Here is a 23,278-nt window from a genome sequence, read left to right as displayed (position 1 = left end):
TTCCTCATCAAGAGAAGGTCTGTCGCACCGATCCTTTCGCTAAACGGAAGCATACATCCGATCGAGCTCTTGCGCTTCGTATTTCGCAAACGGGTCGATGAGCGAAATTTTTTGCGCTTCCGCATCGCCGACGCCGGCGTACAGCTCGGCGGTGCCGTCGCCTTTGCGGATGAGCCCGCCGCTGAAGACAACGTTCGCCAAATCCGGCCGTTTCGCCGGCCCGTCTAAAAAGTGGGAGCGAAGCGCAAGCAATTCCAGCTCCGAACGCTCCATCGTCTCGGGGTTCAACACGAACACCATCGGGTAGTAATGGCGGTTGCCTTGCTCGTCAAAGCAAGCGATATGGCCGAGCGCCCCAACAAGCCCGTTTGCAAGCAAATGCGCCTCGTTCACGCCGCCCCATTCTTCATCCGTAAATTGGGCATCCAAAATCGGCGCTGCCTCGATCACGTCCGGCGTCAACTCATCGAGCGAGAAAATGCGGGTGAAACCGATTTTCCCGCGGCCGCCTTTTTCCCCTTGCGGTCGGGTAAACACGCCGATCGAGCCATCTTTCAACTCGACGAGGCGAATGTCTTTCATCCCATCCGGCCCTTCGGCGAACTTTTCTAAGCGGCGAATGTTCGGTCCACGGTAAAAGACCGTCCGCCAGCTATGCTCGCCAACAAACACCGGATGCGGAAACGTCTCCACGCCGCCAAACACAAGCTGACCGTGAATGCGCGACACGAACGGGTCTTGCAAGGCGAACACCGGCGCCCCTTCACGAGGGACCCAAACGCCGTCACGCTCGACGAAAAAGTACACTTCCGACTGCTCGCTGTCGCGCGCCTCGACGCGCCCAGCGATCACCCATTCTCCTTCATCCACAAACGGTGCGGAAATATTATAAACGTCTCGGTCCCCAACACCCGCAAAGCGGAGTTTTTCCGGCTCAAACGGCTGTGGGGCCAGGCGGAATTCATCGACTAATACTTGACATGTCTTCAATGTTGGCGATTGGAATAACATGATCATCCCTCCAGGCGTTGCCAAAAACGCCGTATGCATCGCTTTTGGCCATTTTCCCTGAACAGGTTCGAACAGGAAACGCTCTCCAACTTCCTTTCATGCCAGTCCAATCAATCGGACATGGATGGCTGCGCCACCTCCTAGGCTAGGCAAGGAAGTCAATGAAACTGGTTTGTGTGTTATATTATAATATGATATGAAGGATTGTGAAACACGTTATTCTTTGCCAAAAAAAGAAGGGCCAAGCGTCTGTCAAGGCCCTTTTTTTCTTAATTTTTATTTAATATGAATCAACCATTTGGATAAATGACTCGTCGATATCAACGACCACAAATTCCACATCCTCAACCGGCGCGAGCACCTCGCGAAATAACCTAGCCACTCTCGCTTTGTCAAGCCGGCCGACTCCGGTTCCCAAGGCCGGCAGCGCCACCTTCTTGATCCCGTGCTCCCGACAGTGCGCGACAAGCCGCTCAAGACACGACCGGACGATCTCATACGACGTTGCTCCAGCCGGCTGCTTCATCGTCACAAGATGAATCACACCCCGAAACGGCAACGAGCCTGCCCCTGTCACGTACAAATCGCCTGGCTGTGGATCTTGCGCTTGACAGACGCGGATCGCTTCCTCTTCAATCACGCGCCCGCCTGCCCGACGGATCGCCGCTGCCACCCCGCCGCCCATCGGTCCGATGCCGTTGGCGGCATTGCAAATGTACTCGACCCCTTCAACCTTCGTCAAATCGCCGACCATCGCAGAAATCACCGTTCATCCCTCCTGGCTTCGCCTCTCGGCTATTTTGCGCAAAAAATCACAAAGGACAACGGCATGGTTATGTCGTTCATTTTTTGCTGCATACAACAGCGTCACCACTCCGGAAAGCAACAACAGCTCATCCACAAGCTCCTGCTTCGTTTCCTCTGTTTCCAACTCCCGCTCATATGCCCGCGCAAACTCGGCAAACCGCTCTGGCCGATGGCCAAACCATTGCCGCAGCGCTGGACTCGGGGCAATCTCTTTCATCCAGCGGTCGATGCGCGACTCGGCCTTTGACACCCCGCGCGGCCAAAGGCGGTCGACGAGAATGCGGATGCCGTCATCCTGTCCGATTGGGGTATGACTCCGTTTTAGCCTGTAATAACCCATACCGGTCGCCTCTTTCCTGCCCTATACGTTTACCTCGTCCCACTTGGCTTTTACCACTAATGTCCCACCCGTTCTCCTCAACATTTTTTCCAGCTTCATCAAATAAGTCGATTTCAAAGCAGGCGTTCTCACACGGGTAGTCACGATTCTCCCTTCGAATCGATATCCAGGCAGCCATTTCCCTAACTGTTCGATTGTTCGGGCGATCTGGTGTACAGCTTGCTTAAGGTCAGACCCTTTTAGTTCGATGAAAAATGCCCGATCTCCTTCGATCACTAAAAATAAAAAGTCGCATTTTACCCCCTCTTTAATCAAACAACCGTCTACACGGTACAGGGCCACCCTCTTTTCCCTCTCATTGACAAAACGAACCCCTCTCCCGTTTTCCTCAACAACTGCTAGTTTTCGACGGTCGCAATAGTGTAAACAACTTTCCCAACCTACAACCGCCATGTTTACTCCCCCGCTTCCTCTGCCTCCATGAGTTCATCAAGTACGCGGTTGATCGCAGATGATGCTTCATCGATCGCTTCGGCCTGTATGAACTGTAATTCATTATCAATAATGCTTCGATAATGGAATTTCCCTCCTTCACTCTCTAGCATGTAGGCCTTTAACCGCTCTGGAGAAAGGCGCAGCTTTCGGTCCACAATTGGATGCACACGTTGATCCAGTTTGTTTCCGATTTTGGCAGCGTACAAATAAATATTAAAAGCAGACAAAATGTACGGGCTATGAGTCGTAATCACGAGCGTACTATTCGTCACATTCAGCAACAACGCAAATAAGGCAACCATTTCTTTTTGTGCGTTCGGATATAAGTGTGCCTCGGGTTCTTCAATCACCATAAACACTCGCTGCCGTTCCAGAATGATTGTAAATATCAGCAGCAAAATCCAAACGACTTCCTGTTGTCCAGAAGATGAAAATTTCAGTTTTGTATACTCTCTTTCATTAAAAAAAATCCTTTCCCCATAATCAGAGAACATGTATTTCCCTTTCATCACGCCTTCGATCATCTTGATGGCCAGTCGGATTGCCTCAAAGTCAATTTTTTCTGTCGAGAATTTTTTTCGATCTTCGATGATTTCCTCAAACGAATGCGAAAACATCTTCTTTAGTAGATTAATTCGCTCGATAAACTGTTCTGTCAACACATCGAGTTGCTGCGGGTTAATATCCTGAAGCTGATCCGACAATGTGGCAACTAAACTCCTCCCTGCAGGGATAAAAATGGGTGTTTTGGAATCGCCGAATACCTCAGTGATCGCTGCTTTGACCTTTTCTAACACATTTTGTTGACGCACTTTCCACGAGGAGACATTCCAAAAATCATCCAACTGTTGTTCTTCATATTGCATTTCCTTTTTCATCTGCACAACATGTTTAAAATTTTCCTGAATCTCCCGTTTTAGCGGATCGCTGAAATGGATTTGTACATAACCGTCCTTTAAATCAAGACGGACAAACTTTTCAACATCATACTCATAACGAATATGAAACGGTTTCATATGTTTGGTTGTGCCAAAGTACCCAACAAATTTTCTCCGAAGACGTTTATTGAACTCAAAAAATGGGTTGTTTTCTTCCGTTTGACGTACTGAAAGCAAATAGTTTACCCATTCATCAGGAATCGATTGAAAGAAAAAAATCAATTTGCTGATCGTACTTTTTCCGCTCGCTTGGGGGCCAATCAAAACGGTAACATCCGTGATCTCCTCATCAAACAGCTTCACAGGACCAAAATGTTCAATCCGTATGCGCGCCACATCCTACCCTCCTTTTTTGTCTTCATCTTCTGAAAAATTTGATTAGTTGTTCTTCGATCCCTTCGCCTCTGCCACCACCCGCTCCAAAAACGAAAGCAAGTCATCCCGCAGCTCCTCGTTTTGCAAGGCAAACTCAATCGTCGTTTCGATAAAGCCGAGCTTTTCGCCGACATCGTACCGCTTTCCTTCAAATTCATAGGCAAACACGCGCTGAATTTCATTCAACCGCCCGATCGCATCGGTGAGCTGAATCTCCCCGCCTGCGCCGGCTTCCTGTTTCTCTAAAAACAAGAAAATTTCCGGCGTCAACACGTAGCGGCCGACGATCGCCAAGTTCGACGGCGCTGTGCCCGGAGCTGGTTTTTCCACGAAGCGGCGCACTTGGTAGCGCCGGCCTTGCTGCTCGAGCGGGTCGATGATCCCGTAGCGATGCGTTTCTTCCTCCGGCACGCGCTTGACACCAATCACCGAGCTGAACGTTTGTTCATACTGCTCAATGAGCTGTTTTAAACAAGGCTTTTCCGCCTGGACGATATCATCGCCCAACAACACCGCAAACGGCTCGTCTCCAATGAAATTGCGCGCGCACCAAACCGCATGCCCGAGCCCTTTCGGCTCTTTTTGGCGAATGTAGTGGATGTCCACCTTCGACGGCTCTTTCACTTTCTCAAGCAGATCCAGCTTCCCTTTTTGCTTGAGCATCTGTTCCAGCTCAAACGCGTAGTCAAAATGATCCTCAATCGCCCGCTTCCCTTTCCCGGTGACGATGATGATGTCCTCAATGCCTGAGGCGATGGCTTCTTCGACAATATATTGAATCGTCGGCTTATCAACGATCGGAAGCATCTCCTTCGGCATTGCCTTCGTCGCCGGCAGAAACCGCGTCCCAAGCCCGGCCGCCGGAATGATCGCTTTGCGTACTTTTTTCATCTCCGATGGTTCCTCCTCTATCCGATGATCATCTGTTCTTTCGAGTCATGGCCAGTGTCTTTCATTGCCCAGCCGCAAACCGCTCTGCCGACCTGACCGATGAATCGGCGTTGTTTTTATTATACCAAATCCTGTTGAACGGAAAACAAACGAAACGACGCAATGAGCGTTGAACGCTCTCCCACCTGCGCTCACGGTATGTTCGCGGCAAACCAAAAAAGAAACGCCCGGCCATCCAGGCGTTTCCGTTCTTACACCGCAACGTGCGGGCAACTTCGCTTTCATACTTTCACAAGCGAATCCAAAATCTCGTCCAGCTTCAGCTCGACGCACGCCATCGACGTATCGGCGGCGCCGTAATACATTTTCACAACATCGCCGTCAACAAGCGCCCCGCATGAGAACACGACGCGGCCGAAAAAGCCGTTCACCTCATAATCCGCTTCCGGCTCAACAAGCGGCCGCTCCGAGCGGGCGATAACTTTTGCCGGGTCGTTCAAATCGAGCAGCACCGCCCCCATGCAATAGCGGTGGTCATCCGACGCCCCGTGGTACAACTCGAGCCAGCCGTGCTCCGTTTTGATCGGCACCGCCCCGCCGCCGATGCGGGCGCTGTCCCACTTTCCTTCGCGCAGACCGAACAAAAAGCGGTGATTCCCCCAATGAAGCAGATTCTCCGACTCCGCGATCCACACCTCGGGGCGGCCGTTGCTTCGCGGCACTGGGCGATGAAGAGCGTAATATTTGCCGTTGATCTTCTCCGGAAAAATGAGCACATCTTTATTTTCCGGAGCGAAAATCATGCCGTGGTGCGTCACCGTCCGGAAATCCGTTGTGGACACCATCGCCTCGCCGACTCCTTTTGGTGAGACGGCGCTGAAATAAATGTAATACGTGCCGTCAATGTACGTAATGCGCGGATCTTCAATACCAAATGTCTCGAGCTCATTCGATGGATAGACGAACGGGCGGTCGTCGATCGTAAACCGCCGCCCGTCTTGACTCCGGGCGAGGCGCAAATAGGAGAGCGACGTCAAATACAAAAACCGCTCCGCCCCCGCCTCTTTGATCACCCGAGGATCGGAAAAATCATAGCGCGGATCGTCTTTGCGAAATTCGTAAACATCGACCTTCCCCGTCTCTGGGTTCCATACCGGTGCTTTCACGATGTTCGGGTCATCCGACATCGGCCGCTCCGCCACCCGAAGCAGCAGCAACACCTCCCCTTGGAACGTCGCCACCCCGGCGTTAAACGCCCCGATCACTTCAAACCCGTCGTGATACGGCGGCACATCGTTCGGCGTAATGAGCGGGTTCTCTTCATAGCGGTAAAGGTGCATCGTCACCCCTGCCTTTCGTATTTCGTAAATGGATCCACGATCGTGAGTTTTTGCGCTTCTGCGTCACTTGTTCCAGCGTAAAAATCGGCCGTGCCGTCCCCGTTGCGAATCAATCCGCCGCTAAACACGACATCCGCCAAATCCGGACGCTTCGCCGGGCCATCGAGGAAATGGGCTCTTGTGGCGATCAACTCCATGTCCGACGCTTCCCCCGTATCCGGATTGAACGCAAACACCATCGGATAATAGTGGCGGTTCCGCTCGTGATCGAAACAAGCGATATGGCCCAAGACACCGACGAGCCCATTGTCAAGCAAATGCACTTCGTTGGCGCCTCCCCATTCTTCATCGGCAAATTGGCCGTCAATCAATGGGGCATTCTCAATCGCCTCCACCGTCAACTCATCGAGCGCACCGATGCGGGTGAAGCCGATTTTTCCGCGTCCGCCTTTTGCCCCTTGCGGACGGGTGAAGACCCCAACCGACCCATCCCGCAGCTCGACAAGACGAATGTCTTTCATCCCGTCGGGACCGGTGAAAAAATGCGCCAATTCCTTGATCGTGTTTCCGCGGTACAACACCGTCCGCCAATACAACTTCCCGTGAAGCACGGGATGCGGAAACGTCTCCACCCCCCCAAACACAAGATGCCCGTGCACCCGCGAAACAAACGGATCCTGCAAGGCAAACACCGGCGCCCCTTCCCGCGGCACCCATGTCCCTTCACGCTCGACGAAAAAGTAGACTTCTGATTGCTCGCTGTCTCTTGCCTCCACCCGTCCGGCAATGACCCACTCGCCATCGTCTTCAAACGGCGCGGAAATGTTGTACACATCCCGCCCCCCAACGCCGGCAAACACGAGTTTCTCCACCTTGAGCGGCTGAGGAGCACGCTGAAATTCCTCAAGCAGCGTCTGGCAAGTCTTCATGGTCGGCGTCCTTGTCTGCATCACGTCTCTCCCTGCTCCCTCTTCCGATTATGATGTTTTTATTATTTTAATATGAACTGCATGCCTTCTGTGACATACTCCCACCACCTACGCTTCGCTTAGAGGTGGGGGCTTCTCGGGTAATCCCATCTCATGATGGGAAGTTGACCGAGCGATCNCCTACGCTTCGCTTAGAGGTGGGGGCTTCTCGGGTAATCCCATCTCATGATGGGAAGTTGACCGAGCGATCCCCGTGTGCCCCACGGTTCGAGGACAAATTAGACGATCGCCAATCGTTTCATGCCCTCATGTTTGATATTGATGGCCGCATTGACGTCCCTGTCGCTCTCGAATCCACATTCACAGCGGAATGTCCGTTCAGAAAGCGATAGAGACTCCTTGACTCGACCGCAGCACGAACACGTTTTGGACGAGGGGAACCATTTGTCGATTTTGATCAGCTTCTTCCCCTGTTCGGCCAGCTTGTACTGAAGGAAAGTGGTGAACATGCCCCAGCCGTTGTCATGAACGCCTTGACCGAAATGGAGGGCTTGTGACATCCCTTTCATGTTGAGGTCTTCGATGACCACGCAATCATACCGTTTCGCTAATTTGTGCGACTCCTTATGCAGAAAGTCCTTGCGCTGGTTGGCAATTTTCTCATGCAGCTTCGCTACTTTCAGACGCTGTTTGTGCCAACGATTCGAGCCTTTCTTTTTACGAGACAATTTACGCTGTTCTTTCGCTAATGTTTCCAATGCTTTGCGATAGAATCGAGGATAATTGGCTCTCTTACCCTCGCTATCGACATACAGCGTACTCATGGAAAAGTCAAGCCCAACAACCGTTTGTACTTCTTTTAGGGCAGGTTGATGTTCGTACTCTGTGAGAATAGAAATATAGTATTTTCCTGTTTTGGTTTTCGTGATCGTACAAGACTTGATGATATGGTGGGCAGGAATCTCCCGGTGTTGCTTGAACTTGATCCATTTCAGTTTGGGCAGCTTGATATAGCCATCTGAAAGCTTGATGTTGCCATTTACCATATTTGTGGTGTACGACTGTTTCGCCTTGCGGTTTTTGAACTTGGGAAATCCAGCGCGGCCAGAAAAGAAGTGTTGAAACGCTTTCTGCAAATTTAGTTGAGCATTTGCCAGCGCAAGGCTGTCCACTTCTTTTAGCCAAGGAAACTCCTTTTTGTACTTGGCAGGGGTCGGAAATGTTTGCTGTTTCAAGGATTCTTGATCGTCCTTGAACTTTTCAAACATTTGTATGCGTTCTTCAAGCATTTTGTTATACACAAAACGGACACAACCGAAGGTTTTGGCGAGCAATTCTTCTTGTTCTTTTGTTGGGTATAGACGGAACTGATAGGCTTTGTTTGCCATATCGACACCACATCACTTCATACCTTGATTTTCGATATATTTTTTGATTACTTCAATGGGCGCACCACCCGTTGTAAGCAGGCAAAAGCTTCTTGACCAAAAATCTTCTTTCCACAGTTTTCTTTTCACTTGCGGAAAATGCTTTTTGATCAGTCGAGAACTTGCACTTTTATAGGCATTGATGAACTTGGATAATTCACTATTTGGATGTGCTTTGAACAAAATATGCACATGGTCCATATCGTGATTCCATTCGACCAAGGAAATATTGTAATTTTTACCCAATCTCACAAACATATCTTTTGCATAGTCAGATATGGTATCATCAATCACTTGTCTGCGATATTTTACAACCAGCACAAGATGATAATACAATAGGAACACTGAATGGTTATTATTGTCTAATTTCATTGATACAACAGCCTTTCATTTTCTAAAACTGATGATATCATAACACACAAAAAAGAGGCAATTTTAGGCTATACCTAACCGAAATTCATCTCCCACTTTCACTTCGTTTAGAAGTGGGAGACTTCTTTAGGAAAGATGTTAAACAAAGGCATTGCGGATGACCGCAGTGCCTTTTTGATTGAAAAACATATAATTTAATTTTTATATGTTTATGCTATGATATTCTCGTATTGACGGAACCATATTCAAGACATGGGGAAGGGGTGGGAAAACATGGATCATCTCCAGGAGATAGCGGAACAGTTCAAGCTATTGGGCGACAGGACGCGTCTTGCGATCCTGGCGCTGTTGAAAGAACGGGACCTGTGCGTTTGTGAGATGGTAGACGCGCTGAACTTATCCCAGCCGAACGTGAGTCAACACCTGCGAAAACTGAAAGCAGGAGGGCTGGTGCATGAGACGCGCAAAGGGAAATGGGTGTACTATTCCTTGAATGTGGAAGATAAAAAGCATGTGAAAGCGGTTCTCGAGTATCTTCCTTCTTTAAAGGAAAAAATCCTGTCTTTGCCAAATCGGATTTGCGAATAACGTGGAGGGACTTATGACTGCCATCGTTGTTCTGATCTTTTTGCTTACTTTGATTTTCGTCATCTGGCAGCCCAAAGGGCTCAGCATCGGCTGGACGGCTACCGGCGGCGCTCTTCTGGCATTGGCATTTGGCGTGGTCACGTTGGCGGATGTGGTTACGGTAACCGGAATTGTCTGGAATGCCACCCTGGCGTTCATCGGGATCATCATCATTTCGCTGGTGCTGGATGAAATCGGCTTCTTCGAATGGGCAGCCCTGCATATGGCCCGCATGGCAAAAGGGAATGGCAAGAGGATGTTTGTCTATATCATTTTGCTGGGTGCCGCGGTGTCGGCATTCTTTGCCAATGATGGGGCCGCCTTGATCATCACGCCGATTGTCCTCGCGATGGTTCGTGCGCTGAAGTTTGAGGAGCGGATGATTCTGCCGTTCATTATGGCAAGCGGTTTTATCGCGGATACGGCTTCCTTGCCGCTGGTGATCAGCAATCTCTCCAATATTATTTCTGCGGATTATTTTGGCATTGGTTTTGCGGAGTACGCCAGCCGCATGATCATACCCAATTTCTTTTCGATTCTGGCCAGTTTGATGGTACTGTACCTGTATTACCGAAAACAGATCCCGAAGATTTACGATCTCACGCAGTTGAAAGAGCCGCAGGAGGTCATTAAAGACCGCCGGATGTTTCGATTGTCTTGGGTGATCTTGGGTCTCTTGATGCTGGCTTATTTCATGAGTGAATTCCTTTCCATTCCCGTATCGTTGATCGTAGGAATGGCTGCGATTGCTTTTCTTCTAGCCGCCCGCTGTAGTCCGGCGTTGGATACGAAAAAGATGATCAAAGACGCGCCATGGACCATCGTTATCTTTTCCATTGGGATGTATGTGGTGGTCTATGGGCTGCGAAACGTAGGGCTGACGGCCGTTCTTGCCGAGATCATCCAAACTGTGGCCGACTGGGGATTGTATGCGGCGGCGCTCGGTACTGGCTTGATTGCCGCCATCCTGTCTTCCGTCATGAACAATCTGCCGACGGTGATGATTGATGCACTGGCAATTCACGACACCCAAACGCAAGGCATCATCAGAGAAGCCCTCGTGTACGCCAATGTGATCGGGACCGATCTGGGACCCAAAATGACACCGATCGGATCGCTGGCCACTTTGCTTTGGCTTCATGTCCTGTCTCGTAAAGGCGTTACCATCACCTGAGGGGTATTACTGCAAAGTGGGCATCATCCTGACGATTCCGACGCTGATTTTCACACTCGCTGGGCTATCCTGGTGGCTGCACTTTATCCATACGAACGCTGGTGATGTCTGGCTTTCGATTGCGGCAATCTGTGCCGGTGTTGCTGCTTCCGCGTTCATCATCCATGCAATCCAGGATTTGAAACAAAGAAAGGATCCATTAAGGAGAGGGCAAACATGAGCAAAAAACCCTTGGTCTATTTTCTGTGCACGGGAAATTCCTGCAGAAGCCAAATGGCGGAAGGATTTCTAGAAGCTTTGGGCGGTGACCGATACGAAGTCAAAAGCGCCGGTCTTGAGGCGCACGGTCTGAATCCTCGAGCAGTGGAAATCATGAAAGAAGCCGGTGTCGACATTTCAGGGCAGACTTCTGACGTCATCGATCCGGAAATTTTGAACCGGGCCGATTATGTGATTACGTTGTGCGGTCATGCAGACGAACACTGTCCGGCAATTACAAACAAAAATGTCGTCAAATGGCGCTGGGGCTTTGACGATCCGGCCAAAGCCACGGGAACCGAAGAGGAAATTATGAATCAATTTCGTGCCGTGCGAGACGCGATCAAGGCCCGGATCCAGCAATTCCTTGAGACAGGCAGGTAAAGCTGTGTCAACGAAGTAAAAATACTGACCACAAAAGTAGGCAGTTACAAGAAGGTAGGCACGCCCTTCGTAAAAAATGCCTGCCTTTTTTTCAGATCAGATGAACCAAATGAACAATCTGAAAAACAATAATTACCATAATATACTTAACTTGGGATCGGGAAAATGTTATTATGTTTTTAAATATTGGGGGGATTGGCTTTGGCAAATAAAAAAACCGGAAAAAACTCGTTTTTTCTTGGTTGTTTTATCACCATTCTTGCACCAGTCATTTTATTTGTACTGTATGTTATTTACACCTATAGTACAATTCCTAGTTTTCCTAAGGGTGAATTTCTATTTGCATCCAATTCTCCTAATGGAACCTACACAATAAAAATTTACAGGACGAATGGAGGAGCAACGACTTCTTACGCTATAAGAGGGCAACTCATTCATAACCAAACGAAGAGAAGAAAAAATATTTATTTTGAGTATAGGGCTTGGGATGCTGAAGTTACATGGGAAAACGAGCATACGGTTGTCATCAACGGGAAAAGATTAAACGTGCGAAAGGATATCTATGACTGGAGAAAAGAAAAATGATTTTGTCTCAGTGTTGTTTGCATGGAAAACCATGAATAGAGGGGTAGGGGCCGGATTTTTGCGGTTGAGTAGAAAGGAGTCGATGTGATTTTGAATGGAAAATTCATCTTATTTTTAGGTTTATTTTCAGTAGCTTTCTTAATCGTAGGTTGTCAAAATTCAACAACAAATTCAAAAACAACTGAGATAATATCCTTGTCGGAGATCGAAGAAAAGGTAATTGAAAAGTACCTTCTTGAAGAAGTGATGGATTCAAATTATTGCGGAGAAATATTTGCTGCATATGAAATATTGGGGACTGATGAAATTGTCAGTGAAGTATATCTTTGGGCGTTAATTCAAGAATATTATAATAAAGGAGAAGTAATAGAAAAAGGAAGTGGGATGTCCGATCCAATCGTATTACATGTAGAAAAAAATAAAGGTTCATTGAAAGTTTTAGGTCATACGTTACTTCGTGATGGTAGTTATTACCTCAAAGATATTAAAGAATTGTTTCCTACTAACATACAGGATAAAATTTTGAATTATCCATCAAATTACATTAGCCAACTAATAGAATAAGTGGAAAACAAAGTAAAATAAAAATATTAAACTATCGGGTGCGGTTAATTAAAGCAGGTATGGAGGTATTCAATAATGGCTTATAATTGGGTAACGTGCCCATCTGATATAAGAAATTTTGTTTTTCGTATTTTAAGTGAGACTAAAGAAATAGTAAAGCAAGATTTTATTGGTTTTTACATTCACGGTTCTTTAGCAATGGGAGGCTTTAATCCGAATAGTAGTGATATTGATATTTTGGTTATTACGAGTAAATCAATGACAATAGAAAACAAAAGGAAATTAGCAAAATTATTTCTATCTTGTTCAAATAATCCATTTCCAGTTGAAATAAGTTTTCTGAACGAAGAACAATTAAAGAATTGGAGACATCCTTGCCCGTTTGATTTTCATTACAGTGAATTTTGGAGGGAACGTTATGAGGATGATTTGGTAACAGGGTCATATCAATATTTAAACGGAGATATTAAGACTGATGCTGACTTAGCTGCACATTTGACCATAACAACTAATCGAGGAGTTTGTGTAGAAGGAAAACCTATAGAGGAGGTTTTCCCTTCGATTCCACGTTCGCATTATATATCTTCAATTATGGGGGATTTCCAAGATTGTTTGGAAAATATCGAAGAGGACCCTATTTATTGTACGTTAAATTTAATTAGAGTTTTTTGGTATCTAAAAGAAGGAATTATTTCTTCAAAGCTAGAAGCAGGTAACTGGGCACTATTAACATTTCCAAGAGAAATAAAAAATACCATAAAAAAAGTGGTTAATAGTTATGCGAATGAACATGATACTTATGATTTTGAGAGAGATGAACTTTTGATATTAAAAAATTATATTTCGAGTAATGTCCAAGAGTTATTAAGCTAACGGGTGGCTTAAGTTTAATAGAATGAGAAGCCCATTACGCTAATAAATGGCACTGGCGGAGAAGAAGACATAAAACAAACTGTAAAAGACTTATATGAAATTTATTCAAGACTTCCAGAAAGTAAAGAATTAAATTTCACTTTCGACAACGCATATCCAACCATCACGGCCGTCACAAGCATGAGCAGCGTTGACGCCGACGTGACGAGCAAACTGTTAAAAAATGCCCGAAGCCACGGACGCGGCACGACATCTTCGCCGCCTTGAAACAGCTATTCATACGAGCGAAGCGTCAATGACGACGGAATGAGCTTTCGGTCGACCTCATTCCATGGGGCAAGAGAGCCTAACACCATATACCAATACGAAAACACCATGACGAACAAAACGGCAAACGCCAAAACATAAAGCAGTCCGACCTTCCATGTTTTACTCCCAGCCATGTTTGCCACCCCATTTTTCCAACACCTTGCGAAAGACGAAAATCGACGCAAAGGTGACGATCGAATTGATAATCGCGACCGCGGTTCCATAACCCGCATTTAATTTTTCAAACGCCTGGTTGTAAATCTCCAGCTGCCACGTATGGGTCGCATACTCTGGCCCACCGCCTGTCAACACATACGGTTCGGTGAAAATGCCAAACATCAGGCCGACCGCCAAAATCGTCACGGTATAAAACGAAGGGTACAGCATCGGAATCGTCACGTGCCAAACCCGCTTCCAGCCAATCGCGCCGTCCATTTCCGCCGCTTCATACACTTCTTTCGGGATGCTTTCCAAGCCGGACAAAAACAGCAGCGCATAATAGCCGACAAACTTCCACGCCATCATGAGCGCAATGACGAGCGGGGCTAAGATGGGCGAGCCGAGCCAGTCAATACCGATGCGGTGCTGACCAACAATCGGTTCGGGGCGTATGTGGCCGTCCAGCATTTGTTGGAGCTCAACCATACTGACATCGCGTTTGTCGGCGACGTCCACTATTCGCCGAGCTATCAAGAGCGGTAGGAAGGGTACTTATTGGCGCTGAAAGACTATGGAGTGAAACCGAACGAGGAGTGGATGTTCTGCCAGGCGCAAGAGGACGAAACGGTCATCGCAGGCTACATCCGCGAGCTGAAGCGGCAGCCGACCGCCTGGTTTTGCGTCAATGACGGGCTTGGCTTTTTCGTCAGCACCGGCCTGCAGCAGTACGGGCTAAAAGTGCCCGATGACGTTTCCGTCTGCAGCTTTGACAACGGGCAGCTGTCGCAAATCGCGACGCCGAAAATCACGACCGTCGACATCGACCTGAAGCGCTACGGCAAACGAGCGGTGGAATTGTTGCGATGGCGGTGGGACAACCCGAACGAACCTTTTCAGGAAGTGCTATTGTCTACGAAACTGATCAAACGGGAATCCACAGCAGCAAAACCAACGCGCTAGGGCGGGGCTGGCCTTTTGCCCCGCCTGTTTGATTTCCATTCACTTGAAGCCGCTTTGTTTCATTTCCTCAATCTCCGTCACAGGCAATCCGGTCAGTTCGTGAATCGTCTGCGCATCAAACCCTTTCATCAACATCCGTTTCGCAATGTGCCGTTTTTCTTGTTCCGCTCCCTCTTTGCGCCCTTCCTCCCGTCCTTCCTTTCGGCCTTGAATTTTTCCCTTTTGCTCGTACGAAATGATCAATTCCAGCACGCGTTCTTTTTCTTTCGTCTCCATTTGTTCCACCTCGCTTCGAAGCTGTTGTTCTTCTTCATCGGACAGCTTCACATACGTTTCAAAAAAGCCCATCAACAAACGCTGTCTTGCCTCATCTAGCTCGAGACGCACCAACATGCGCAAAAATTGCTTTTTCAGTTCCACTCGTTCACTTTCAGTATACCCCATTTTGCTAAGCAGCGCAGCCGCCACCGGGTTGTCGGTGCGGATGAATTGGCGCCAGTTTTGCTTGCGCAACTCCACATGGAAAAAGCGAAAGTCAAGCACATCGCCAAACGGAAAGGAGAGCGTGAACGAAGAGGGTTCATCTCGGATGGCATCATAGCTGAAGACGGCAATCGGAATGATCGGAGTGCGGTATTTTTCAAACAAGCGGCTGAAGTAAAGAAACATTCTTTCTGGAAATGACGATTGAACGTACGCTTGGTTTTCTACGTGAACAATGATCAATCCGTCTTTTCCTTTGAACTTCGTCTCGACGAGCAGGTCAACGCGGTACTTCTCCCCAGCCGTTACGTCCGTAAACAGCTCTTCGGACAAAAACGACAAATGGTTGAAATCAATATGCTCGTGCATATCCGGAAAGAAGAGAAGCACAAATTCCTCAAAAAACGTCTGCAACAACTCCTTGAACAACCGGTCGTGATCGATCGCCATACATTCACCTCACACGAATACGTTTCGTATTCTCTTTTTCGACATCATCAAGCAAAATCCTGCCGATGGCACAAAAATGGCTGTCCCTTTTCGAGAAGAGACAGCCAAGACGCCGACCGCAATGTGAAGCCCCCTCCATTCCTGGATATGAATGTTTCGCCACTTGCACGCAAGGCCTAGAAGTGGGGGATTCCAAGGCTACTACATCCCCGCCTTCCTTCCGCCCTCCACCGCCTTCGCCCGGCGGAAACGGGCGATCACGTCATCCATCCCCCCGCTGCCGAACATCACGCCCGCGACGATGAAGAGAAAACCAGCCAACTGCATCCATGAAATCGGCTCACCAAGCAACCAGTGCGCCCCAAGCAACGAAAAGAGCGGATTGAGGTTGATGAACACCGCCGACTCAGCGGGGCCAAGATGTTGAACAGCCTGGTTATAAAACATATGGCCAAGCGCCGTCGCCACGACAGCCGAAGCAAGGAAAATGAGCCAAAGCGGCAACGTACCCTCTTTCAAACTCGATAGGCCGCTCGGCTCGAGCACGAGGCTTAAGACAAACAGCCAAAGCGACCCGAAGACGAGCATCCACCCTGTCATCACCCGCGCCTCGACCGTCGCCTTTTTGATCATAATGAAGCTGATCCCTTGCGCCAAGACGGCCAAAAAGATGTACACATCCCCGATTGACAAATGGCCGAGGCCGCCATCGCCGTTCGCGACGACAAACACGACGCCAAAAAACCCGAGCGCGATGCCAAGCAAACGAAACAACGTCGGCCGCTGTCCCAAAAACACGATCGCCAACAGCGCCGTCACAAGCGGCACCATCCCTAAAACAAGGCCCGCGTTCACCGCCGTCGTCCTCGCGAGCCCCAAAGCTAAAAAGAAGTGATGGGCCACCACGCTGAACAATGCAGCCAAACCAATCTGTTTCGCCTCATTCCAACTGACTTTTTGAAGCTTGCCGATCCCCCATAAAAACAAAAGCACGACCAACCCGGCCGTTAGAATGCGAAGCGCCGTCAACGCGACGGGCGAAAAATGCTCCACAAGAATTTTCAACGCCGTCACGTTCAAGCCCCAAGCAACCATAATGGCGACCAACAGCGCATAAATAAATGATTTCCGCATCGCTCTCTACCTCTCCTGCATCTCTGTTTTCAGCGGAACGGCAAAGGAAAAACGGAGCCCTAAACGCTCCGCCTTTTCACCCGCCTCCAAATAGGACAAACCACCGTTTCTCACGCTAGTGCATCATTTCCAACAACTTCTGCCATCCATTTTACTACACTCTGATGAATTTTTTGACTAAAAAATGCGGCCGTATGTCTATCCTGTGACACATGCCACGGCGCTTCCGCCCTTTCCCTGCCCATATCCGCCGCCCATCGTGCATATGGTATAACAGAGAGGAGAGGAGACCCCATGTTCCCACGCTACCGCCAAAAGACGATCCGAGCCAGGACTGGGGTGGCGGTTCTCACTGCCGTCGCCGTGTTGGTGGCGATCTTGTCTCTGTTTCTTTCGAACGAACGGAACGAGGCAAAGGAAATCGTTGACACGTTTTACCGCTACGAGCAGGCAGGGGATTTTGGCAGCTCTTGGGAGCTGTTTCACCCGCTTATGAAAAAGAAATTCCCAAAAGACGTCTACATCCAGCGCCGCGCCCACGTCTTTATGCAAGACTTCGGCGTCGAGACGTTCGACTACCGCATCGATGAGGTGGAAAAACTGTCGTCATGGTCGATGTCTGATGAGAACAAACCGCTTCACGACGTGTATCGCGTCCGCGTCATTCAGACGTTCCATAGCGCTTTTGGCGTGTTCGAAATCCATCAAGACGTCTTCGTCGCCAAAGAAAAAGGGGAAAAGAACATTTTGTTCCCTTACCGCCCGTAACCCCCAACATCGATGCGGCCCCGATATCGACCGGGCGCCGCTTTCACCGCTCCTTCCATTCCTCGATGATCTCAAGCGTCCGATTAATGCCGACATTGTATATCAACAGCTTAAGCAAGTTTTCCCGCTCCTCTTTCGTAAAAAAGAGATCGCCGTCAATGATCTCAAGCGGGACAGGGGAGAGCTCGGCATACAGCTCATAATCAACCTTCTGTCCTTCCGGTTTTAGGACAAACGTTCTCATTCGCGCCATCCTCCTTTTTCACCTACACGTTTTGACAAGAAACACCCGTTAGGCAACGCTCCCTGTCAAGTATAGACTAACGCACAGCGCGTTCATACGGCATTGGCGGCCGCATGCCATGCGCATGAGACTCTCTTCCCATTTGAGCAACCTTATTCGAATCTTCTCATACACTAATGTATCATCAATCGGAGCTATTTTCTCCATCCAGCGAAAAAAAGGAGCGAAATGCCATGTACAAACATATCGTCAAACACGGGGAAACGATCGCCTCCATCGCCCGCGACTACCGCACATCTGTTGAGGCGCTCCTTCGCGCCAATGGTTTGACCGCCGCGTCCGTCATCTTTCCCGGGCAGGAGATCGTCATCCCCCACCTTCCGCCGAAAGGATCGATTCCCTACACGATCCACATCTCGATCAGCCGCCGCCAGCTGACGTTAAAACACCGGGGACGAACGATCCGCACGTATCCGATCGGCGTCGGCAAAATGGTCACCGCCACGCCTGTCGGCGATTTTGTCATCGTCAACCGCCAGCCGAACCCGGGCGGTCCGTTCGGCGCCATGTGGCTCAGCTTATCCAAAGTCCATTACGGCATCCACGGCACGAACGACCCGTCCTCGATCGGCAAATACGTATCCAAAGGCTGCATCCGCATGCACAACAAAGACGTGCTCGAACTCGCCTCCATCGTTCCGAACGGAACGGAAGTGTTTATCCGGCCGTGAGGGCAAAACAGCGTCATTCATCCGTCTGTTCTGAGTCACAACCCGTTTTATTTTTCAAGAAGATGTCATTCACTCCCACCGAACGAACACCGTGTTTCCGCTCACGATGGCAGCTGACAATCGATCGGGCAAGTAGTATAATTAGGTCAAAAGCGAATGGAGTGAAGACGATGCCAGGCGGGATCTCGCATCACGCCAAAGACATTTTGTTCAAGTCGCTGAGCGCATTGTACCAAAACCAAGCCCTCGATGTATACGGACTTCACGGACTCCCACGGATCAAAGCACTGCTTCCAAACGAATTTCCGTCTGTACGGGCGGATGAACGGCGCGCCGACACCGTGTTTCTTCTCGAAGACGATTCCATTTTGCTTCTGGAGTACGAAAGCAATGAACGATTTCTCGACAACCATTTAAAGTATCTTGATTATGCCTGCCGCATCCTTCACACATACTATCAACAGGAAAAACGAATACGCCCGATTCGCATCGTTGTGATCTACACAAGCGATGTCACGAGCGCCCGCGAACAGCTTGACGCCGGCGATGTGTTTCTTTCATCCAAAGCGGTGTTGCTTGGCGAATTCAACGGCGATGCGATTTTCCATGCCATTGAAGAAAAAGTCCACAACGGCGAACCGCTCACTCCGGAAGAAACGATGAAACTCATCCTCGTGCCGCTCATGCACACCCGCTTCGACCGGCAAACGATGATCGAAAAAACGATCGAGCTGGCGAAAGCGATCGGCGACGAACCGAAACAGCTGCACATCATCGCTGGCGTTCTGACCGCCACAGACAAATTCATCGACCGGTCATACGCCGAAAAAGTAAAGGAGTGGATCAAAATGAACAAAGTGTTTCGCCTGTTAGTCGAAGAACTTGAACAAGAAAGAGAAGAAATGTTGAAGAAAGTGATGCAGGAAAAAGAACAAGCAGTGCAAAGAGCGATACAAGAAAAAGAACAAGCAGTGCAAAGAGTGATACAAGAAAAAGAACAAGCAGTGCAAAGAGTCATGCAAGAAAAGGAGCAGGCGATCAAGCAAACGGAAAAACGGAAGGCCATCGAAATCGCCAAAAATTTGCTTGATGTTCTTCCCATTCACGAGATCGCCAAACGAACCGGACTGACCGTCGCCGAAGTCGCCGACCTAGCGAAGGAAATGGACAACGATCAGCCGCCGATCCAATAGCGCCAAAGAGCCGCAACCGTGCGGCTCTTATCACTGGTCTTTTCCCTATGGCTCTTGGCGTGTGGAACAAGCAACAGTCGGACTTTTCCCTTGGCCTTTGGCCGCCAAAGCGAGCGCACTTCCCAGTGTGTCAATCCCTCTACTCGCCGCTTGCCAATCGCTGACGGGCTTCATCCGTTAACAACAAATACGGACGGCGTTTCCCCTCCTCCTGGCGCACCACTTTCTCCGTCCACGGGTGAAGCAAAAACAGCCCTAACTTTAGACGGAATTCCGGGTCCACCATTTTTTTCCGCACGCCATCTTCATGGGCGATGAGCTTCTCAATCACATTGACCATCGCCTTCTTGCTTAGAAACACATCCTTCTCCTTCGAACTCAATCGCACAATAACCCCCTCATCGGAAAACGAAACAACGCGAAACGCTTCCTTCCCTTTGAACGTCGATACCATTTTTCCTTCGTACAGCTTATCCAGCAACGACTTCCACATTTCCTCCGCAAACAGCCGTTGGTTCATGCCCTCTCCCCAACGATAACAAGTGCCTTTTTCCGTCCCCCTACCCCTGCACAGCTTCCGATCCAAACGAACTTCGCATATCGGCCAGTTGCACCGCCAGTTTTTCCAATTCATAAATATTCTATTTCCATTTGTCTGCTGTCCAGCAGCCAATGTATCTGTTCCTGTTTTTCCACCAAGTTTTCCCCCTTTGATCTCCCTGCGAATACGTCGTTCCAAGGCATTTGTTCCTTTTCCTTGAAACTTGAAATATAAACCAAAACCTCTCCCCTACAACATCCTCCCGTCCCGCTCACTCCACTTTCTTACCCATCACCCGCTCGATCATCGCAAGCAGAGCCAGCCTTCTTTTTTCAAAAAACTGGTCAAAATCATCCGCTCTTATCGATGCCACATCAATGACATGCGTTTGCAGGATGTCATCCAACACCGCTGCCGAAACGCCTTTCCTCTCCTCTAGTTTCTTCAAATATACACTTGGAGCATCACGGCCAATCATCCGATTCGTTTTATAGGACAATGGGGTTTTATTCATAATGCAATCGTACTTCGCTTTCTCAATCCCCCGTTTTTCGCAATAGTCACGAGGGAAAATATGGTGAATATCAATCGATTCGCCGTAATACGTCTGAATATCGATCGGCACCCCAGATAAGAAATCCCGCGCCCCTTCCCTCATGAGCAATGCGTGCAACCCTTTATAAGCGGCGCTGTTTCGCGTGCGCAGCGTGAAGAGGCGATCAGCGGCGAAATGGGCATCCCGCACCGTCGTCGGCTCCGCACCGCCGCGAATCCATTCGACGACTTCCACCACGTCACGGGCAATCCGCGTCTCCGTCGCTCCTCCATACAATTCACCCAATACACCGCACCAATACCAACGGGCGATTCGGTCACGGACACAAACATTGTGCGCCTCTTTTCCCAGCTCGACAAAAATGGCCGCCAGCGGGATCAACTGGGTGCCGTACGGCAAGTCGCGCGCGGAAAACACATGTTGCTCATGCAAAAATTGAGCCGCCTGAATAAACCCTTCCGTCACCCGATCCGCCCATCTTTGGTAATCCGCCAACGTCAACTGCAAGATGTCGCGCCGCTTGCAGCTGACCGCCACGCCGTCCCCCGCTTTTCGTCGATTGTACGTGGCCAACAACGCAACTGCCTGCAGGAAGTCGGTGCTGCTGATATCGGCCAACACTTTGTTGTAAATTTCTCCAGATCTCTTTAATTTTGCTTCCTTCTCTTCCCAATCATCCCTCAGCTTGAAATCTTCCGCCGCAAATGTGGCGGTAAGAAGCTCGAAGACGGTCAGAGAGACGCCCCCCGTGTTTACATTCTCAAAAACTTGGCAAACCGCCTCTTTCGGAGTCGGCTTCCGAAGCATAATAACAGGCACTTGATATTGCTGAAAACGGGGAAATACGTCCGTCATCAACTTTTGCCACTTCAATGACCGTTCCGCAATTTTCGTTGAATCCGAAAAATAGCGCGTCTGCCACGCCAACAACCCCGCAGGATCGAAAAGCAAATTCACCGGAAGCATTCCCGCTTCGCATTCTTTCTCCAAGTCAGAACAATCAAGAACAACCCTCCCTCCCGGTCCGCGAATGATCCGGTCTTCCGGAACACTGACGATCGTCTCTTCTCGGTCGACGTTCGGATCTAACATTTTGTCAATGTCAATATAGTAGAACCGTTTGATTGCCTTGTCTCTCTTGTCTCTTGTCGCTACAGGCGCTTTCAATTTCAATGATTGAAACAACGCCGTCAGCCGCTGTTGACCGTCAAGAATCAGCCGTTCCGGTTCCACTTGGTTCACGTTATCGACCCCTTCGATCGGCCTTGAGGCAAAACGGACATTCGGATTTCCCGTCTGGAGCATCATCACCGCACCGATCGGATAAGAGAGAGAAACACTGATCAACAAATTCCGAATCCGCTCGTCATCCCAAACCCAGCCTCTCTGAAAATCAGGAAGCTGTGTTCGACATTCCTGAATGCTTTCAAGCAAATCAAGCAAACTTTCGACCGTACTGTCAAACGTGGTAATCGTGCTCATATCCTTCCCCCTCGTTTCATGAAAAACCCTACACTTCCATACGATTCAATCGACCAATATGCCATCATCCAATGCATATTCCTGTTGCTTTCCAAAAAACACTTTATTCTTTCGACAATGGCATTCTTGTTCCTCCTGCCGCGCAGCGTTTGGCAGAAACATCCCCCAGCCAACGAAAATCTGTGGTTGAATATAAAAACAAAATATTGTATATTTATAAATATACAATGACGATTGATCGCGAGGGATCCAAATGCAAATCGACCATGCCGTCACGAGCGATGTCAAAGACATGCACGCGCTCATCCAACACTATGCGGAAAAAGGATTGGTGTTGCCCCGCTCGCTGCTGTCCATCTACCAGCACTTGCAATGCATGTATGTCGCCAGGGAAAACGGTCAAATCGTCGGCACCGCTGGGCTGCATATCCTAGGGCACGATCTCGGGGAAGTGCGTTCGCTCGTCGTATCTCCTGAGCATATGGGGAAAGGAATCGGCCGCCTGCTCGTTGAACATATTGCGAACGAAGCGGCCAGACTCGGGGTGAAGCGGTTAATCTCCTTCACGTACCAAGTGGAGTTTTTTCGAAAATGCGGGTTTGAGATCGTAGATAAATCAACACTGCCGGAAAAAGTGTGGATTGACTGTGTCAATTGCCCGAAACTCGACTGTTGCGATGAAACAGCCATGATCAAATACATTTGACCCTCCTCCCACCCGCATGGCGGGAAAGGAGGGAGAGCCCTTGGAAAAACCTTTTTTCCTCCGCTGTTTCGCTCTCTATACCCTTAACTAAAAACGAGTATGTTCGAAACTGGAAGGCTGGTGATTTCGTGAAAAATCGCGGAAAACGGAATCTCTTCTCAAATTGAGAAGT

24 protein-coding genes and 4 pseudogenes are annotated in these 23,278 nt (G+C 49.0%); 11 read left to right on the top strand and 17 right to left on the bottom strand.

What is annotated here, in order from left to right:
- Positions 1–39: 39 nt before the first annotated feature.
- The 10 genes from T260_RS125910 to tnpA form a co-directional block, all read right to left on the bottom strand.
- Complete coding sequence (locus tag T260_RS125910) at positions 40–1,011, bottom strand: MTP-1 family protein (protein ID WP_011232734.1); 972 nt, start codon at positions 1,009–1,011, stop codon at positions 40–42.
- A 280-nt stretch (positions 1,012–1,291) separates the two neighbouring features.
- Positions 1,292–1,777, bottom strand: coding sequence for a macro domain-containing protein (locus T260_RS125915; protein WP_023634280.1), 486 nt, complete (start codon positions 1,775–1,777; stop codon positions 1,292–1,294).
- A 3-nt stretch (positions 1,778–1,780) separates the two neighbouring features.
- Positions 1,781–2,158, bottom strand: a complete 378-nt coding sequence (locus tag T260_RS125920; protein ID WP_011232736.1) for a DUF488 domain-containing protein — start codon at positions 2,156–2,158, stop codon at positions 1,781–1,783.
- A 21-nt stretch (positions 2,159–2,179) separates the two neighbouring features.
- Complete coding sequence (locus tag T260_RS125925) at positions 2,180–2,611, bottom strand: hypothetical protein (protein ID WP_011232737.1); 432 nt, start codon at positions 2,609–2,611, stop codon at positions 2,180–2,182.
- A gap of 2 nt (positions 2,612–2,613) precedes the next feature.
- Entirely contained in the window at positions 2,614–3,927 is a 1,314-nt protein-coding gene (locus T260_RS125930) for an AAA family ATPase (RefSeq protein WP_011232738.1), read from the bottom strand.
- Positions 3,928–3,969: 42 nt separating this feature from the next.
- Positions 3,970–4,857 carry a UTP--glucose-1-phosphate uridylyltransferase GalU gene (gene galU, locus T260_RS125935; protein ID WP_011232739.1) on the bottom strand — a complete coding sequence of 296 codons (888 nt, stop codon included), beginning with the start codon at positions 4,855–4,857 and terminating at the stop codon, positions 3,970–3,972.
- Positions 4,858–5,138: 281 nt separating this feature from the next.
- Positions 5,139–6,197 (bottom strand): BtaManbiosPhlase, encoded by a 1,059-nt coding sequence (locus tag T260_RS125940; RefSeq protein WP_023634279.1) that lies wholly within the window; start codon positions 6,195–6,197, stop codon positions 5,139–5,141.
- Positions 6,198–6,199: 2 nt separating this feature from the next.
- Entirely contained in the window at positions 6,200–7,147 is a 948-nt protein-coding gene (locus T260_RS125945; protein ID WP_023634278.1) for an MTP-1 family protein, read from the bottom strand.
- Between the two features lie 257 nt (positions 7,148–7,404).
- Complete coding sequence (locus T260_RS125950; protein WP_023634277.1) at positions 7,405–8,514, bottom strand: RNA-guided endonuclease InsQ/TnpB family protein; 1,110 nt, start codon at positions 8,512–8,514, stop codon at positions 7,405–7,407.
- Positions 8,515–8,526: 12 nt separating this feature from the next.
- Positions 8,527–8,925 (bottom strand): IS200/IS605 family transposase, encoded by a 399-nt coding sequence (gene tnpA, locus T260_RS125955; protein WP_023634276.1) that lies wholly within the window; start codon positions 8,923–8,925, stop codon positions 8,527–8,529.
- Between the two features lie 273 nt (positions 8,926–9,198).
- Between tnpA and T260_RS125960 the strand changes: the two genes are divergently transcribed.
- The 6 genes and pseudogenes from T260_RS125960 to T260_RS01000000138075 all read left to right on the top strand — a co-directional run bounded on the left by T260_RS125960 (position 9,199) and on the right by T260_RS01000000138075 (position 13,390).
- Positions 9,199–9,513 (top strand): ArsR/SmtB family transcription factor, encoded by a 315-nt coding sequence (locus T260_RS125960; RefSeq protein ID WP_023634275.1) that lies wholly within the window; start codon positions 9,199–9,201, stop codon positions 9,511–9,513.
- A gap of 13 nt (positions 9,514–9,526) precedes the next feature.
- A pseudogene (locus T260_RS01000000138080) lies at positions 9,527–10,946 on the top strand (arsenic transporter).
- Entirely contained in the window at positions 10,943–11,368 is a 426-nt protein-coding gene (arsC, locus tag T260_RS125965; RefSeq protein ID WP_023634274.1) for an arsenate reductase (thioredoxin), read from the top strand. The pseudogene T260_RS01000000138080 and the gene arsC overlap by 4 nt, the downstream one beginning before the upstream one ends.
- A 201-nt stretch (positions 11,369–11,569) precedes the next feature.
- The gene (locus T260_RS125970) at positions 11,570–11,953 is read left to right on the top strand and encodes a DUF5412 family protein (RefSeq protein ID WP_023634273.1); all 384 of its coding nucleotides are present in this window, start codon (positions 11,570–11,572) and stop codon (positions 11,951–11,953) included.
- Between the two features lie 90 nt (positions 11,954–12,043).
- A complete protein-coding gene (locus T260_RS0120665) occupies positions 12,044–12,517 on the top strand; it encodes a hypothetical protein (RefSeq protein WP_128738871.1) in 474 nt (157 codons plus the stop codon).
- Between the two features lie 75 nt (positions 12,518–12,592).
- Positions 12,593–13,390, top strand: a complete 798-nt coding sequence (locus T260_RS01000000138075; protein WP_023634271.1) for an aminoglycoside adenylyltransferase domain-containing protein — start codon at positions 12,593–12,595, stop codon at positions 13,388–13,390.
- 131 nt (positions 13,391–13,521) lie between these two features.
- Here the strand turns inward: T260_RS01000000138075 and T260_RS1000000140650 are convergent.
- Positions 13,522–13,833 (bottom strand): annotated as a pseudogene (locus T260_RS1000000140650) (carbohydrate ABC transporter permease); the annotation flags it as partial.
- Positions 13,820–14,278: pseudogene (locus tag T260_RS125975) on the bottom strand (carbohydrate ABC transporter permease); the annotation flags it as partial. The pseudogenes T260_RS1000000140650 and T260_RS125975, both read right to left, overlap by 14 nt.
- On the opposite strand from T260_RS125975, the pseudogene T260_RS01000000138065 reads away from it, so the two are divergent.
- Positions 14,267–14,818: pseudogene (locus T260_RS01000000138065) on the top strand (substrate-binding domain-containing protein); the annotation flags it as partial. The pseudogenes T260_RS125975 and T260_RS01000000138065 overlap by 12 nt on opposite strands.
- A 39-nt stretch (positions 14,819–14,857) precedes the next feature.
- Here T260_RS01000000138065 and T260_RS125980 read toward each other — a convergent pair.
- Both T260_RS125980 and T260_RS125985 read right to left on the bottom strand, forming a co-directional pair.
- Positions 14,858–15,751 carry an Rpn family recombination-promoting nuclease/putative transposase gene (locus T260_RS125980; protein ID WP_013524772.1) on the bottom strand — a complete coding sequence of 298 codons (894 nt, stop codon included), beginning with the start codon at positions 15,749–15,751 and terminating at the stop codon, positions 14,858–14,860.
- Between the two features lie 201 nt (positions 15,752–15,952).
- On the bottom strand, positions 15,953–16,885 hold the full coding sequence (locus T260_RS125985) for a DMT family transporter (protein WP_011232747.1): 933 nt from the start codon (positions 16,883–16,885) through the stop codon (positions 15,953–15,955).
- 294 nt (positions 16,886–17,179) lie between these two features.
- Here T260_RS125985 and T260_RS125990 point away from each other — a divergent pair, with 294 nt between their 5' ends.
- Positions 17,180–17,653 carry a hypothetical protein gene (locus tag T260_RS125990; protein WP_011232748.1) on the top strand — a complete coding sequence of 158 codons (474 nt, stop codon included), beginning with the start codon at positions 17,180–17,182 and terminating at the stop codon, positions 17,651–17,653.
- A gap of 43 nt (positions 17,654–17,696) precedes the next feature.
- Here the strand turns inward: T260_RS125990 and T260_RS125995 are convergent, their stop codons facing one another.
- Positions 17,697–17,897: a hypothetical protein gene (locus tag T260_RS125995; RefSeq protein ID WP_011232749.1), complete on the bottom strand. Its 201-nt coding sequence runs from the start codon at positions 17,895–17,897 to the stop codon at positions 17,697–17,699.
- A gap of 233 nt (positions 17,898–18,130) precedes the next feature.
- Between T260_RS125995 and T260_RS126000 the strand changes: the two genes are divergently transcribed.
- The gene (locus T260_RS126000; protein ID WP_011232750.1) at positions 18,131–18,628 is read left to right on the top strand and encodes a L,D-transpeptidase family protein; all 498 of its coding nucleotides are present in this window, start codon (positions 18,131–18,133) and stop codon (positions 18,626–18,628) included.
- A gap of 170 nt (positions 18,629–18,798) precedes the next feature.
- Positions 18,799–19,821 (top strand): RpnC/YadD family protein, encoded by a 1,023-nt coding sequence (locus T260_RS126005; protein WP_023634267.1) that lies wholly within the window; start codon positions 18,799–18,801, stop codon positions 19,819–19,821.
- A 139-nt stretch (positions 19,822–19,960) separates the two neighbouring features.
- Here T260_RS126005 and T260_RS1000000140315 read toward each other — a convergent pair whose 3' ends face one another.
- Together T260_RS1000000140315 and T260_RS126015 are read right to left on the bottom strand one after the other, a co-directional pair.
- On the bottom strand, positions 19,961–20,341 hold the full coding sequence (locus T260_RS1000000140315) for a hypothetical protein (RefSeq protein WP_225995682.1): 381 nt from the start codon (positions 20,339–20,341) through the stop codon (positions 19,961–19,963).
- 292 nt (positions 20,342–20,633) lie between these two features.
- Positions 20,634–22,400, bottom strand: a complete 1,767-nt coding sequence (locus tag T260_RS126015) for a GmrSD restriction endonuclease domain-containing protein (RefSeq protein WP_023634265.1) — start codon at positions 22,398–22,400, stop codon at positions 20,634–20,636.
- A 253-nt stretch (positions 22,401–22,653) separates the two neighbouring features.
- Between T260_RS126015 and T260_RS126020 the strand changes: the two genes are divergently transcribed.
- Positions 22,654–23,106, top strand: coding sequence for an N-acetyltransferase (locus T260_RS126020; protein ID WP_023634264.1), 453 nt, complete (start codon positions 22,654–22,656; stop codon positions 23,104–23,106).
- Positions 23,107–23,278: the final 172 nt, after the last annotated feature.

Origin of the sequence: Geobacillus thermopakistaniensis (assembly GCF_000498995.1) — a bacterium.
GTDB classification, from domain to species: Bacteria; Bacillota; Bacilli; order Bacillales; family Anoxybacillaceae; genus Geobacillus; species Geobacillus thermoleovorans.
Note: the sequence above shows the minus strand (reverse complement) of the source record. Positions and strands in the feature narration are given on the sequence as shown.